The sequence below is a fragment of the Mesorhizobium sp. WSM4847 genome (assembly GCF_055811335.1).
Window position 1 is genome coordinate 97064 of record NZ_JBVVPY010000014.1, and the last position, 16152, is coordinate 113215.

At 65.7% G+C, this 16152-nt stretch carries 3 protein-coding genes; 1 reads left to right on the plus strand and 2 read right to left on the minus strand.

Translation table 11 applies throughout. From position 1 onward, the window contains the following. Positions 1-347: 347 nt before the first annotated feature. Both AC0L28_RS20900 and AC0L28_RS20905 read right to left on the minus strand, forming a co-directional pair. Positions 348-8270, minus strand: coding sequence for a translocation/assembly module TamB domain-containing protein (locus AC0L28_RS20900; RefSeq protein WP_473479969.1), 7923 nt, complete (start codon positions 8268-8270; stop codon positions 348-350). Further along, positions 8270-10198, minus strand: coding sequence for an autotransporter assembly complex protein TamA (locus AC0L28_RS20905; protein WP_128170172.1), 1929 nt, complete (start codon positions 10196-10198; stop codon positions 8270-8272). Before AC0L28_RS20905 ends, AC0L28_RS20900 begins: the two co-directional genes overlap by 1 nt. A gap of 304 nt (positions 10199-10502) precedes the next feature. Here AC0L28_RS20905 and AC0L28_RS20910 point away from each other — a divergent pair, with 304 nt between their 5' ends. Beyond that, complete coding sequence (locus tag AC0L28_RS20910) at positions 10503-15983, plus strand: alpha-2-macroglobulin family protein (RefSeq protein ID WP_473479971.1); 5481 nt, start codon at positions 10503-10505, stop codon at positions 15981-15983. Positions 15984-16152: the final 169 nt, after the last annotated feature.

Genomic DNA, 16152 nt, shown 5'->3' on the forward strand with positions numbered 1-16152 from the left:
TCCGGGCCGTGATGTCAAAAACGGCACCGGATTGGGAACATGCCAAGGAATGTGCAACTTTGGAAGGGAAGCAGTTCGCGTGATAACGACAGTCTTGGCGCAAAATTGCTATTGCCCGGCAGATTTCGTTCGAATCTCCGGCATCGATCAAACTGAGACATTCACTACCGCGCCGCACGTCCCGTCGGGCGCGCAACGGACGCTGTAGCGGTTTGATTTTGCGCCGAAATCGATTTCGATTCTCGCGGTCATGCGCGAAGCTTTGCACCGCGCCGGCCGATCGCGGATGAGTGCCAGAACGGCGACGAGGCCTGTCGGACTGCCGGCCCCTATCACGCAGGCCGGCTTCAGTACTCGCGTTCGTAGAAAATGCCACCCTTGGCTTCGCCGGCATCGGTGGCTTCGCCGCGCAATTTGACGCCGCGGCCGACGTCGAGATCGATCGCCGCCTTGCCCGAACCCGGCTTGTCGCCCTTCTGGATCGTCACATAGGTGCGGTCGTTGAGATATTTGCCGGCCGAGACCGCGGTGCCGCCCTCCTCGTCGGTGACGACGTCGAGATCGTCGACGCCGATGGCGCTGCGCAGGTTCTGGAGCAGCGAGGTCGAGCCGCCGATGCCGGCCAGTTGCGCGGCGGCTTCGGCAAGCTGGGCGATCTGCAGCGGCGACAGGTTCGACATCGAGCGGCCGAAAATCAGTTGCGCCAGGACCTCGTCCTCTGGCAATGCCGGCACCGACGAGAAGTTGAATTTCGGATTGGTCGCCTCGCCCGACACCACGATGGTGACGGTGGTGCTGCTCGTCGTCGATGTCGCCGTGAGATTGAGATAGGGCACCAGCGACCCCGAAAAGCCGACCGTGCCTTCGGTGAAGGTCAGCCGCTTGGCCAGGATCGACAGCCGACCGCGCTGCAAGTCAAAGGTGCCGACCGCTTGCGGCGACGATGCCGGGCCGGTCAGCCGCAGCGAACCGCCAAGCTCGGCATCGACGCCCCTGCCCTGGATGAAGATCTGGCTGGGCGCGTTGACCGTGACATCGAGGTTGAGGCCGCCACCACCGCTGCTGCTGCTCGCCGTCGCCGGACGCAACGCCTTGTCTTGCGCGCGCACGGCGGCCGGTGCGTTCTTGTGCCTGATGTTGAGCGCCGCCAGCGAGCCCGGCAACTTTTCGGGAACGGTGATGACGGTCTTGGCCAGGTTGATCGTACCCGAGATCAACGGCGCCGATGCGAGTGGCCCCTTGATGGTCAGGTCGCCGCCGAGATTGGCGGTGACCACCCTGCCGTCGGTGTAGCGACCGTCGACGAGCTTGACCGACAGGTCGGCCGGAAAGCCTTGCGCCGGATTGATGCCGACCGTGCCGCTGGCCGACAGGCTGCCGCGCGTCGACAAATTGCCGGTCAGGCGGTTGATCCTGGCGACGCCATCGCCGATCGCCACATCGGCGGTGATGTCGTTGATTGCAAGTCCCGAGCGCGCATCGATCAGGCGGGCACCTGACGTGCGGACCGTGCCTGTGATCACCGGCGCCGTCGCCGGGCCGCGCACCTTCAGATTGACGTCGGCAGTGCCGCTCAACGACAGGCCTTGTGCGGCCAGTGTCCGGGTCAGGAAGGCGAACGGCACCTTGCCGGAAAAGTCGAGATCAAGCGTCGGCGTGCCTGATGTCGTCATCGTGCCGCCGCCCTTGAGGCCGAGACCGGCGGCATCGCTCATGTTGGCCTCGAAGGTCAGTCGGTTGCCGGAAAACGTGCCGGAGGACGAAACGCCCATGCCGCCGAAACCGGCGCCGCGGGTCTGCGACGTCTGGACGCCTGCGGCGTCGACCTTGAAGGCGACGGCCGGATTGGCCGGCGCGCCCGTCACCTTCACCGTGCCCGAGATCGTGCCGGCGGCATCGAGGCCGGGCGAGAAACTGTTGGCGAGCGACATCGGCACCCGCGCCAGCGTCGCGTTGAGATTGAGCGCCTCCCCGACCTTGCCCGAAACCGTCGCCGTGCCGCCGCCGAGGTTGAGTGCGAGCCTGTCCAGGCTGGTGGTGCCGTTGGCGATGGTGATGGTCGAGGTCTGGGCGATCGCCGCCTTGATGCCGCGCATCGTCGCCTGGCCGGAGGCGAGCTCAACCGTCGTCGTGCCATTGGCGACCCTGACGCGGCCGGCCGCCTTGGCCGGAATGTCCTTGACGGTGGCGCCGCCGGAAAAGCCGGTCCAGTCGCCGTCACGGGTGAGATCGACATCGATGCCGCGAATGACGGTGTCGCCGGAGGTGACGCTGTCGGCCCGGATTTTTCCGGAGATCACCGGTGCCGCGAGATAGTTGCCGATCGATGCATCGATGGTCACCGTCTTCGCCGAAACATCACCGCGTTTAATCGACGCCGTCGAAGCCTTGACGGTGACGCCAGGCGCATTGCCGGTCTTCGAGAACACGATCGTGCCGCGCACGTCGCCTTCCGCCTTTTCCAGCGCAAGCGCTGCCAGCGGTCCGATGTCAGGTAGGTCGAGCGCCACGGTGCCTTCAGGCACGAACGCCTCGTCAAGCGCCAGGTCGCCTGATATCCGATTCTTGCCGAGCGACAGCAAAAGCCCGTCGATGGCGCGCTTGCCGTCTGACGTCGCCAGCACGGCGCTGCCTTGCAGGGGCTGGCCCGCGACGTTTCCGGTCAGTTGGACATTGGCCGAGGGGTTGGCGGCATCGGCCTTGCCGGTGGCGGTGAGGCTCAACCCGGTGATCTCGCGTTCGGCAACCGAAAGCCGCTCGCTGTTGACCGTCAGCGACAGGTCGGGCGCGGTGCTGGCGCCTTGCGCGTTCAGCGCAAAGGTGATGGCGCCGTTGGCGTCCCCTGACAGAAGCGAGATGTCGGCCAGCGCGCCTTTGATGTCGACGGTGAGCTTGTTGTCGGCAAGGCTGGCCTGCCCGTCGGCGGTCAGCGCGCCGGATACCAGCCTGATCGCATCGGCGGTGACATTGCCATTGGCGTCGCGCTTCAGCGCGGCACTGAGTTCCGTCCGCTGCGCGAGCACGCCGCGCGCTGCCGCCGGCAGTGCCGCGGAAGCCGCAACCGCCCTGAGGTTGAGATCGATGGCGCCATCGGCCAGGGAGACCCTTCCATTAAAGCCGCTGTCCAGTACCTCGCTCGTTACCGAGCCGCTGTCGATGACGATGGTATCGGTAGCGAGATCGCCGGCGACCTTGGCAGTAATCTTTCCGGCGAGCAGCGGCGCGATGGTCGGATTGTCCAGGCCGATTTTGCCCGCCGTCACCGTACCGGAGATCGGCCCTGTTCGGCTCTTCAGATCGAAGGCGTCGGAATGGAGCGCAAGCGCGATGCCTTCGGCCTTGGCGAGGTTGGTGGCGACCGACGGCAGTGTCGCGGAGATATTCAGCGTCGATTGCGTGCCCTGCCCCGCGACCTCCACAGACAGCGCCTGCAACTCGAGCTTGATCGGGCTCTCGGTGCTGCCAAGCGCCAGCGGCAGGCTCGGGCCGGTCGAGGCCAGGTCGAGCGAAAAATCGCTGGCGCCGTTCGGATTGATGGTGCCGGCAGCCTTGCCGGAAATTTTGTCCCCGGCAAGCGTCGCGTTGTCGATGGCGACGCCGCCGGCGGAGGAGAAGCTGCCTGCCGCATCGAGGTTGAGCTGCCCAAGCCCCGCCTGGCGGGTCTGGCTGGTCTCGGCGTCGTTGAGCTGCGCATCGAAACGAATGTCAGGGGCTGCCGACGGTCCCGTCACTTGCGCCGTTCCACCGAGCGTGCCCACGGCGTCGAGGCCGGGTGAAAAATCATTGGCCAGGGCGGCCGGCAGCCGGGAAAACTCTGCCGCAAGGTCGAGCGTCTGGCCGGCGGTGCCGGATACGGTCACCGATCCGCCGCCGACATCGAGCATCAGCTTCTCGATGCTGGCGTTGCCATTGGCGATGCTCAGGGTCGACGGCTGCGCGATCGCCGCCTTGATGCCGCGAATGGTCGCTTCGCCGGAAGCGATCTCGACGCTTGTCGTGCCGTCGGCGATCTTCACCCTGCCTTCGGCCCTGGCCGGAATGCCGGCAACGGTGGCGCCGCCGGAAAACCCGGTCCAGTCGCCGTCGCGCGTCAAATCGACATCGATGCCGCTGATCACGGTGCCGCCGGAGGTGACGCTGTCGGCACGGATTTTACCGGAGATCGCCGGTGCGGCGACATAGTTGGCAATCAGCGCATCGATGGTGACCGTCTTTGCCGAAAGATCGCCGCGCGAAATTGAATCTGTGGTCGCCTTGATGGCGACATGAGGCGCATTGCCGGTCTTCGAGAAGACGATCGTGCCACGCACGTCGCCGTCAGCTTTTTCCAGCGCCAGGGCTGCGAGCGGACTGATATCGGGTAGATCCAGCGCAACCGTGCCGAGCGGCAGGAATCGATCGTCGAGAGCAAGGTCGCCCGAAACTTTGTTGTCGCCCAGTGACAGGCTTAGTCCGTTTATGGACCGCTTTCCCTGGCGCGTTACCAGCGACGCCTTGAAATCGAGTGGCTCGTCATTGACGGATCCGGTGAGCGAGATATCGGCCGCCGGGCTGGCGATGTCGCCCTTCCCCGTCGCGGTGAGCTTTAGCCCGGTGATTTCTCGCGCCGCCACCGAAAGCCGGTCGCTGTTGACCGTCAGCGACAGGTCGGGCGCGGTGTTGGCGCCTTGCGCGTTCAGCGCGAAGGTGATGGCGCCCTTGGCATCCCCGGACAGAAGCGAGATGTCGGCGAGCGCGCCCTTGACGTCGGCGCTGACCTTGTTGTCGGCGAGGCTGGCCTGCCCGTCGGCGCTGAATGCACCTGATACCAGCCTGATGGCGTTGGCGATAACATTGCCGTTGGCGTCGCGCTTCAGTGCAGCGCTGAGCTGCGTCCGCTCGGCGAGCACGCCGCGCACTGCCGCCGGCAGTGCCGCGGAAGCCGCAACCGCCCTGAGGTTGAGATCGATGGCGCCATCGGCCAGGGAGACCCTTCCATTAAAGCCGCTGTCCAGTACCTCGCTCGTTACCGAGCCGCTGTCGATGACGATGGTATCGGTAGCGAGATCGCCGGCGACCTTGGCAGTAATCTTTCCGGCGAGCAGCGGCGCGATGGTCGGATTGTCCAGGCCGATTTTGCCCGCCGTCACCGTACCGGAGATCGGCCCTGTTCGGCTCTTCAGATCGAAGGCGTCGGAATGGAGCGCAAGCGCGATGCCTTCGGCCTTGGCGAGGTTGGTGGCGACCGACGGCAGTGTCGCGGAGATATTCAGCGTCGATTGCGTGCCCTGCCCCGCGACCTCCACAGACAGCGCCTGCAACTCGAGCTTGATCGGGCTCTCGGTGCTGCCAAGCGCCAGCGGCAGGCTCGGGCCGGTCGAGGCCAGGTCGAGCGAAAAATCGCTGGCGCCGTTCGGATTGATGGTGCCGGCAGCCTTGCCGGAAATTTTGTCCCCGGCAAGCGTCGCGTTGTCGATGGCGACGCCGCCGGCGGAGGAGAAGCTGCCTGCCGCATCGAGGTTGAGCTGCCCAAGCCCCGCCTGGCGGGTCTGGCTGGTCTCGGCGTCGTTGAGCTGCGCATCGAAACGAATGTCAGGGGCTGCCGACGGTCCCGTCACTTGCGCCGTTCCACCGAGCGTGCCCACGGCGTCGAGGCCGGGTGAAAAATCATTGGCCAGGGCGGCCGGCAGCCGGGAAAACTCTGCCGCAAGGTCGAGCGTCTGGCCGGCGGTGCCGGATACGGTCACCGATCCGCCGCCGACATCGAGCATCAGCTTCTCGATGCTGGCGTTGCCATTGGCGATGCTCAGGGTCGACGGCTGCGCGATCGCCGCCTTGATGCCGCGAATGGTCGCTTCGCCGGAAGCGATCTCGACGCTTGTCGTGCCGTCGGCGATCTTCACCCTGCCTTCGGCCCTGGCCGGAATGCCGGCGACGGTGGCGCCGCCGGAAAACCCGGTCCAGTCGCCGTCGCGCTTCAAATCGACACCGATGCCGCTGATCACGGTGGCGCCTGATGTGACCGTATCGGCCTTGATCGTGCCGGAGATCGCCGGCGCCTTGAGAAAGTTGGCGACCAGCGCGTTGACGGCGATGGTCTTCGCCGCCAGATCGCCGCGGGAAATAGACCCGCTCGTCATATCGATGACTACCGTCGGCGCGCCACCATCATTATCATTCGAGAGGCGGATGCTGCCCTGCACGTCGCCGGCCGCCGTCTGCCCGGCAAGCGCGGCCAGCGGGCCGATATCGGGCGCTTCGAGGGTCAGCGTGCCGAGCGGCAGCAAGCTGTCGTCGAGCACGAGATCGCCCGAGACCTTGTTGTCGGCCAGCGACAGGCTAAGCCCGTTGAGGGAACGCGTTCCGTCACGCGTCACCAAAGATGCCCTGAGATCGAGCGGCTGGTCGTCGACGGACCCTGTCAGTGCGACATCGGCAGCGGGATTGACGATGTCGGCCTTGCCCGTCGCTGTCAGCTTGATCGTCTTGACCGTCCGGCCCGACGCGGTCAGGCTGTCGCTGTCGGCCGAGACCGAGAAATCCGGTGCCGAGCGCGCGCCGCTCGCCGTCAGCGCGAAATTGACGGCCCCGCCGACCGGTACGCCAACGATCGGCGACAGCACCGAGACATCGCCGAGCGTGCCCCTGATGTCGGCCTGGATGTCGGTGCCCGTCGCGCTGGCGGTGCCGCTGGCGCTGAGCGAGCCCGAATTGAGTTGCAGCGCATTGGCGGCAAACAAGCCTTGCGGGTCGCGGGTCGCGGTCGCCGAGAATGTCACACGCTCGCCGAGAACCGGGCGGATCTGCGGCGGCAGCGCAGTCGAGACGGCATCGGCATTCATCTTGAGCGTCATCGCCAGATCGGCCAGCGTCACCTTGGATGTCACCGAGGCATTGAGCGCATCGCTGCGCAGCGTGCCTTGATCGACGACGATCTCGTCATTGCTGACCGACCCGGCGAGGTCGGCGGTGACCCTGCCGGTCACCAGCGGCGCCAGCGTCGCCACGTCGGTGTTCAGGCCGCCGGCGATAAGCTTGATGGTGACCGGTCCGCTGCGGTCCTGGATGTCAAAGCCGTCGGAATGGATTTCGGCCACCAGATCGTCCACCCGCGTGCCGCCCGCCACCACCGAGACCAGGGACGCGCCGATGTCGATTATCGGCGCTTTGCCGCCGCCGAACGCGCGAGCCGTGGCGCCGGTGATCGCGACCGTCACCGGCTGCGCCGCGGCGCCGAGGCTGAGCACGATTGGTGGACCCTTGGCGGCGAGTTCCACCGAAAGGTCGCTGGCGCCGTTGGGGTCGATGATGCCCGCGGCGGTGCCATGCACGGCATCGCTGTCGATGCTGGCGCGCTCGACCTCGACGCCGCCCGTCACGATCGCGGTTCCGGCGAGGTCGAAGCTGGTCTTGCCGGCAAACAAGGATTTCAGATTGTCGGGCAAGAAGCGCTGGAAGTCGCCGTCGCCCTTGGCCTCGACATAGTTGCCCTTGTCGGTGAGCTGGTGGCGACCTGTGAGCTGGGTGACGATCTGGCCGTCGACGACGAAGGTACCGATGCCGCTCCAATTGGCGACCGGCCCGGTGCCGGTGACGACGATGTTGACCGGCGGCGCATCCGGCAATTTGAGCAGATTGGCGATGATGCCGCCGGCCGGCTCCGACGCCTTCAGATCGAGGTCCAGCTTGTTGTCGGCGGGCGCGAAATGGATGTTGGCGTCGAGCTTGCCTTGCTTGCCGTCGCGGCGGGTGATGTTGAGGCTGGTTGCGAGCGCCAATGGCGCCGCATCGGCCTTGAACGATCCCTTGGCGGCGAGCTCGGCGATACCGCTGCCGACCAGCGCCTGCCCGAGCGCGATTTCCGGCAGGTCGATCTGCTTGATGTCGAGCGACACCGGCAGCGTGGTGGCGCCACCTTGGCTCGGCTGCGTGCCGGCCACCGGCAGCCGCGCCAGCTCGATGCGATCGGCGCCGATGCGGCCGGCGCTGAAGTTTTTCGACAGAAGCGCCAGCGGCGACCAGTCGACCGCCACCTTGCGCGCCACCAGCCAGGCGCCCTGGCGATCCTCCAGGACCACATGGTCGACCGTCAGGGCGCCGGACCAGATGCCGTCGATGCCGCTGACCGTGACCTTCTGGTCATCGGTCGACGCCACGGTCGAGATGATGCCGGCGAGATTGGCGCGGCCGCGCTCGGTCTTGGTCAGCACGACGAGCGCACCGACCACCGCCGCCACCAGGACGAGCAGCGTGTAAAGGGCGATGCGAAGGATGCGCTTGAACATTGTCATCAAAACGCCTGGCCGATACCGGCATAGATGCCGAAATCCGGGTCGTCGGGATCCGGGTTGAGCGGCACCGCCGCATCGATGCGCAACGGTCCGAACGGCGTAATATAGCGCAAGCCGACGCCGGCGCCGACCTTCATGCCGGAAAAATCCGGGAATTGATCGGTCGAGACGGTGCCGGCATCGACGAACGGCACGACGCCGATCGTGTCGTTGATGGCGATGCGCATCTCGAACGAGGTCTCGAAGAAGGACAGCCCGCCGATCGGCTCTCCGTCGGCGTCCTTCGGACCGATGCCCTGATAGGCATACCCGCGGACCGAGCCGCCGCCGCCGGAATAGAAGCGCCGGTCGGCCGGAACATCCTGAAGGCCGGCGCCGATGATCGAGCCGATGACGACGCGTTCGGCCAGGACGAACTTCGAGGCCGCGTCGAGCGACTGATAGGCCGATCCTTCGCCCCTAAGCTTGACGAAGGCGGCACCGTTCAAAATGTCGTAGCTCGGCTCGGCATAGGCCAGCGCCCTGAATCCGGTCGTCGGGTTGAGCCGGTTGTCGCGGTTGTCGTAGACATAGCGCAGCGGAATGCTGGCGATCAGAAAAGTGTGCTTGCCGAAGGAATCGGTGATCTTCGAATAGTCGAGCGCGACTTCCGCCGAAACCGTCTGCTGCCGGTCGAGGTCATACGACAGGCCGGTGTTGCCCTTGACCGAGAAACGGTCGTAGGCGTCGGGATGCTCCAGCACGGTGTTGGCGCCGGCGAAGAATTTAGACGCCGGCCCGACCACGCCCGGCTTTTCGAACATGATGCCGGCATTGTAGTTGAGCTCGGTCAGTTCGTTGCTGCCGATGCCGCTGATTTCACCCTCGATGCGCAGTTTTTCGGCACGGCCGAACAGATTGCGGTGACCCCAATAGCCTTCGAGGCCGAGCCCCTCGGTGTTGGAGAAGGTACCGCCAAGGCCGAAATAGCGCGGCTTGCGCTCGCTTACTTCGACGCCGATCGGGATGTTGCCGCCGGCGTCGAGACTGTCGGCCTCCTTCAGCGTGACGCTGTTGAAGACTTCCAGCCGGAGCAGCCGGTCGCGCGCCTCATCGACCTCTTCCGGCGAATATTGGCGGCCGCGCTTCAGGCCGGTCATGTATTCGGTGAAATCGCGGTCGACCTTTTCGGTGCCTTCGACCGTGGTGTCGCCATAGCCGGCAACCGGCCCGGCGGCCACGGTCAGCGCCACGTCGAGCGTCGAGGTGGCGTGATCGGCAACGATCTCGCGGGCGGTCACCTTGGCCAGCGGCCTGCCGTCCTCCTTGAGCGCCCGCACGATCGACGCCTCGGCCTTGAGCACGGCACCGGAACCGGCATCGCCGCCGGCGATCAGGCCGAAATCGGCGCCCGACAGCCCCGCCGCATCGCCCTCCAGCCTGATGTCGCCAAGCGTGAACTTCGGCCCGGCCGCAATGTTGATCACCACCGGAATCGGCTGCGGACCCGAGAATTCGGCGTCCGGCGGCAAATCGTCGAGCGGCTTGCCTTCGATGGTAATGGTGACGACGCCCTCGTAGCGGGCGTCCGCATAAAGGGCGGCGACAAGCTGATCGCGGTCGGCACGCGCCTTGGCCAGCAGGCCGAGCGAACCGGAGACCGGACGTTCTTCGTCGTCCTTCAGCGCCGAGGCGTTTTCGAGCTTTTCGGCGAGATCCTCGTCGGCGTCGGGCGCCTCGATGGTCACCGCATAGCGCAGCGGATCGACGATGTCGGCATCTTCATCCTCCGACGATCCCCACAGCTTGATCCCGAAGATCTCGAAAGCGGCCGCATTTCCGCTCGCGCCAATCAGTGCAGTCGAGCATAGCAAGGCGGAAAGCAAGGCGAGCGAAAACACGCGCCGTGGCGCGGTTCCTCCCGACATCTGCCTTTCATACGCCGACATTACAACTCTACACTAGCGGCCAAAGCTAAAATTGGAATGAAGTTCTGAATTGCTCGTAAACGGGCCACAATCCAAATGCCACAATCCAACTGTCTGAAATGGACAGGGCTTGGAATTCACACCTTCTGCGTCGCCGCAAGAAAGCGTGATCCCTGTCCTGTGGAGGTACTACCGGTCATCGGCCGGAAAGGAAACCGTTGGCAGGCGGGAACCTGCCGCGTCCTTGTGTTGACAAGCTGGACCGAAGCTTGAACATGTCTGGGCGTAACGTGGACGTAACGTAAGCAGTGTCCGGAGGGGTGTCATGGCAATGCGCGCGGCTCGTGGTCTGTCGATTCTTTTTCTTCTCTTTTTCGCTTGGGGCAGTGTCGCGCAAGCGGCCGAAGCGCGCCGGGTGGTGACATCGGACAATTCCGATTATTTCGGCTTCGATCTCAGATCCGACCAGAACGTCAGCCTCGATCAGTGCACGACGACATGTCTCGGCGATCCCGCCTGCCGCGCCTTCACCTACAACCCCAAGGCCAAATGGTGTTTTCTCAAATCCGATTATAACACGCTGAAGCCCTTCAAGGGCGCCGTCGCCGGCAAGGTCGTCAACGTCGAAGGCGACCCCGACATCGGCGCGCCGCCGGCGCTCGCCTTCTTCCCCGCCTGGATGGCCGACCAGGCCCAGCAATACCGCAACAGGCTCACCGGCCCGGCCTACACCAAGCCCACCGAAGGACTGACGGCGCTGCGGGAGGCGGCAAGGCAAGCGTCGCAGACCGGCGACCACCGCTTGGCCGTTCAAAAATACGAGGCTTTGGTTTCGGTATTGCCCGACGATGGCCAACTCTGGCTTGAACTGGCGCGGGAAACACTTGCCGTGCAGCCGACCGCCAACAGCGCCGAGGCGTCGACCCTGCCGACGAACGCCACCTCCGCCGGCTTCAACGCCTACAAATTGCTGCGCACCACAAAAACCCGTGCCGAAGCGCTGGCACTGCTTGGCGACGGGCTCGATCGCCGCGACCTCGCTCGGCCGGCCCTGCAGGCCTACGAAGCGAGCCTCGCGCTGGTCAGTTCGCCCTGGGTCACGGCCGCCTACCACGACCTCAAGGCGCGCAAGGGCTTCCGCGTCGTCGATCACACGGTCGACGCCGACACCAGCGCGCCACGCATCTGCGCGCAATTTTCCGAAGACCTGGTCAAGACCGGCGTCGACTACGCGCAATTCGTCACTGTCGACAACGCCGCCCCCAAGGGCGTCGAGGCCAAGGACAAGCAGATCTGCGTCGAGGGGCTCGAGCACGGCCAGCATTACGACGTGACCTTCCGTCCCGGCCTGCCGGCCGCCATCGGCGAGGTGATCTCCACCCCTGTGGTGCTGTCGATCTATGTGCAGGACCGCGCCCCGTCCGCCCGTTTCACCGGCGACAGCTTCGTGCTGCCGGCCGGCACGCGCCGCGGCATCCCGGTCGTCACCGTCAACATGAGCGCCGCCGAAATGAAGCTTTTTCGCATCGGCGATCGCTCGCTGACCCAGCTTCTGTCCGGCTACCAGTTCCTGCGCCAGCTTGACGGCTACGACATCTCCAACATTTCCGATCAGATGGGCGAGCCGGTTTGGCAGGGCCAGCTCGACATCGCCAACGACCTGAACAAGGAAGTCACCACCTCCTTCCCGGTCGACGAGGCGCTGCCGCAGCGCAAGCCCGGCGTCTATGTGCTGACCGCGCAACCGGTCGACGAGAACGACGACGACTATGATTCGCGCGCCACGCAATGGTTCGTCGTCTCCGATATCGGCCTGTCGACCTATACCGGGCAGGACGGGCTGAACGTCTTTGCCCGTTCGCTCGCAACCGCCAAGCCGATATCAGGTGCTGAACTGACGCTGCTGGCCAGGAACAACGAGATCCTCGGCACCGCGACCACGGACGCGGAAGGCCGCGCCGTCTTCAACCCCGGACTGACGCGCGGCGACGGCGGCATGGTGCCGGCCGTGCTGACAGCCAAGCAGGGTGACAGCGACTTCGTCTTCCTCGACATGGGCCGCGCCGGCTTCGATCTTTCCGATCGCGGCGTCACCGGGCGTCCGGCGCCGGGCGCGCTCGACGTCTATGCCTGGACCGAACGCGGCATCTACCGCGCCGGCGAGGACGTCCATGTCGCAGCACTTGCCCGCGACAGCGCCGCCAAGGCGGTCGAGAACCTGCCGCTGACCTTCATCTTCACCCGTCCCGACGGCGTCGAGAACCGCCGCATCGTCAGCGACGGCGCATCGGCCGGCGGCCATGCCGTCGACCTACCGCTCGAAGCCAACGCCATGCGCGGCACCTGGACGGTGGCGATCCACACCGACCCCAAGCAGGCGGCGGTCGCCAGCCAGATGTTTTTGGTCGAGGATTTCGTGCCGGATCGCATCGAGTTCGACCTGTCCTCCGACAAGCAGGAGATCGCGCAGGGCGAAACCGCCAACGTTACCGTCGACGGCCGCTTCCTTTATGGCGCGCCGGCCGCCGGGCTGGCGCTCGAAGGCGAACTGACGCTGTCGACCACCCGCGCCTGGGACCGCTTCAAGGGCTATTCCTTCGGCCTCGCCGACGAGCAGTCGGCGGAACCGTCAGTCACCCCGTTCACCGGCCTGCCGGTGGTCGGCGACGACGGCAAGGCGACCTTCCCGGTTTCCGTCGACCAGTTGCCCTCGACCACCAGGCTGGTCGACGCCAAGGTTACGGTCAGGATGCGCGAGACCGGCGGCCGCGCCGTCGAACGCTCGCTCAACATCGCCATCCGGCCGCAGGGCCAGATGATCGGCATCCGCCCGGATTTCGACGGCGACGAGGTGCCGCAAGGCGGCACGGCGAAGTTCGGCCTGATTGCTGTCGACCCCGACGGCAAGCGCGAGGCGCTGCAGGGCGCGCAATGGTCGCTGGTCAAGGTCGAACGCAATTACCAATGGTACCGCTCCAGCAATTCCTGGAATTATGAGCCGGTGACCTTCACCAAGTCGGTGGCCAGCGGCCAGGTCGACATGACCGCCGACGGCGAGGCCACCGTCTCGCTGCCGGTCGACTGGGGCCGCTACCGGCTCGAGATCGAGACGTCTGACCCGGAGGGCCCGGCGACCAGCTACGAGTTCGACGCCGGCTGGTATGTGAGCTCCACCACCACCGAAACGCCCGACGGCCTCGAAATCGCCCTCGACAAGGACAGCTATGCGGCCGGCGAAGTGGCCAAGCTCAAAGTGTCGCCGCATTTTGCCGGCGAGCTGCTCGTCACCATCGGCGCCGACAAGCTCCTGAAGACCGTCACCGCCAGCGTGCCGGCCGGCGGCAGCACCATCGACATCCCGGTCGGCGACGACTGGGGCGCCGGCGCCTATGTCACGGCAACGCTGTTCAGGCCGGGTGATGCGCAGGAAACCCGCATGCCGGCGCGCGCCATCGGCGTCAAATGGCTGAAGGTCGATCCGGGCTCGAAAAAACTCGCGGTCAGCCTGACGCCGCCGGACAGGACCATGCCGCGCCAGCAGCTGTCGATCCCGGTTTCGGTGGCCGGCGTGCAGCCGGGCGCCAACGCCTATGTCATGGTCGCGGCCGTCGACGTCGGCATCCTCAACCTGACCAACTACAAGGTGCCGGATCCGGAGACCTGGTTCTTCGGCCAGCGCATGCTCGGCCTTGAAGTACGCGACCTCTACGGCCGCCTGATCGACGGCTCGCTGGGCACGACCGGCAAGCTGCGCAGCGGCGGCGACGGCGCCAACATCCAGTCGCAAGGCAGCCCGCCGACCGAAAAGCTGGTCGCCTTCTTCTCCGGTCCGGTCCAGCTCGACGCCGACGGCAAGGCGCGGGTCGACTTCGACATCCCGCAGTTCAACGGCACCGTGCGTGTCATGGCCGTCGCCTGGACCGAGGACGGGGTCGGCCATGCCCAATCCGACGTGATCGTGCGCGATCCGGTGGTGATCACCGCCGGCCTGCCGCGCTTCCTGGCGCCCGGCGATTCGGCCGTCATGCGGCTCGACGTCACCGACGCCGACGGTCCGGAGGGCGACTATGCGCTGTCGATCGACACGTCAGGCGATCTTTCGACCGGCAGTGCCGCCCTGCCCGAAAAGCTGACACTGGCCAAAGGCAAGCGGCAGACGCTGACCGTGCCGCTGATCGCTGAGACGCCGGGCAACGCCTGGATCACCATCAAGCTCGCCCATGCCGACGGCACCGCTGTCGAGCAGACGCTCTATGTCCCGGTGCGCCCGGCGCAATTGCCGGTGACCACCCGCATGGTGGTTGACCTCAAGGGCAATGGCGGCTCGCTGCGCGTCGACAAGGAGCTCTTGGCGGCAAGCCTGCTCGACGGTGCTTCGGTCAGCGTCGGCGTTTCACAGGCGGCGGCCTTCGACGTGCCCTCGCTGCTGATGACGCTCGACCGCTACCCCTATGGCTGCGCCGAGCAGACCACCAGCCGCGCCATGCCGCTGCTCTATGTCAACGAGATGGCGTCGGGCGCCGGCATGGCCAGCGACGCCGATCTGTACGGCCGCATCCAGGACGCCATCTACAAGGTGCTGAGCTATCAGGCCTCGGCCGGCAGCTTCGGCCTGTGGGGCCCGGGCTCCGGCGATTTGTGGCTCGACGCCTATGTCACCGACTTCCTGACCCGGGCGCACGAGCAGAAATATGACGTGCCGGCGCTGGCGATGAACCAGGCGCTGAGCAATCTGCAAAACGCGATCGGCTATGACCAGGACGTCAAGGATCGCGGCAGCGAGATCGCCTATGCGCTCTATGTGCTGGCCCGCAACAAGAAGGCCTCGATCGGCGATCTGCGCTACTATGCCGACACCCAGCTCGAAGCCTTTACCAGCCCGATGGCCGTCGCCCAATTGGCGGCGGGCCTGGCGCTCTATGGCGATACGCAGCGCTCGGAAGCCACCTTCCAGGCCGCCCTGCAACTGGCCAATTCGACCTCGGCATACGACTACTACAGGTCCGATTATGGCTCGCCGCTGCGTGACGGCGCGGCGATGCTGGCGCTTGCCGCCGAATCCAAGCCGGTGCCGACGATCGTGCCGGTGCTGATCAAGCGGGTGACGCAGGAACGCGCCGCCGTCAGATGGACCAGCACGCAGGACGAGTCCTGGATGCTGCTGGCGGCGCGTGCCCTAAAGGCCGGCAATGATGCGATCGCGCTGACCATCAATGGCGCGCCGCATGCCGGCGCCTATTCGGACCAGATCGCCGGCAGCGACATTGCCGACAATCCGCTGACCGTCGCCAACAACGGCAGCAACCCGTTGCAGGCGGTCGTCACCACGGTGGCCTCGCCGATCCAGCCGCTGCCGGCCAGCGGCGACGGCTTCACCATCGGCCGCACCTACTACAAGCTCGACGGCACCGAAGCCAATGTCACGCAGGCGACCCAGAACGAACGCTATGTCGTCGTGCTCAATGTCTATGAGCAGAACAAATGGCCGTCGCGGCTGGTGATTACCGATCTGCTGCCGGCCGGCTTCGAGATCGACAATCCGGGCCTGGTTTCCAGCGCCCAATTGTCGAATTTCTCCTGGCTGGCCCAGACCGACGCCGCCCATCTCGAATTCCGCGACGACCGTTTCGTCGCCGCTTTCAATCCGAACGACGGCGAAGGCGAGCGCAACATCACGCTCGCCTATGTCGTGCGTGCGGTGACGCCGGGCACCTATGCCCACCCGGCGGCATCCGTCGAGGACATGTACCGGCCGCAATATTCGGCCCGCACCGCGACCGGCATGATGGAGGTCAGGGCGCCGTAAGGCGGCGAACACGAACATGGCGATGGCGCTGCCCCTCATTGCCCTGCCAGGCATTTCTCCCCGTATAGTGACGGGGAGAAAGAGGCCTGCGCCGAAGTTTTCGCCAAATTCGAACGCTGCAGAAAAGCCGCCGTGGGCCGTGACAGCCCCTTTCTTCCCGTCGCTATAC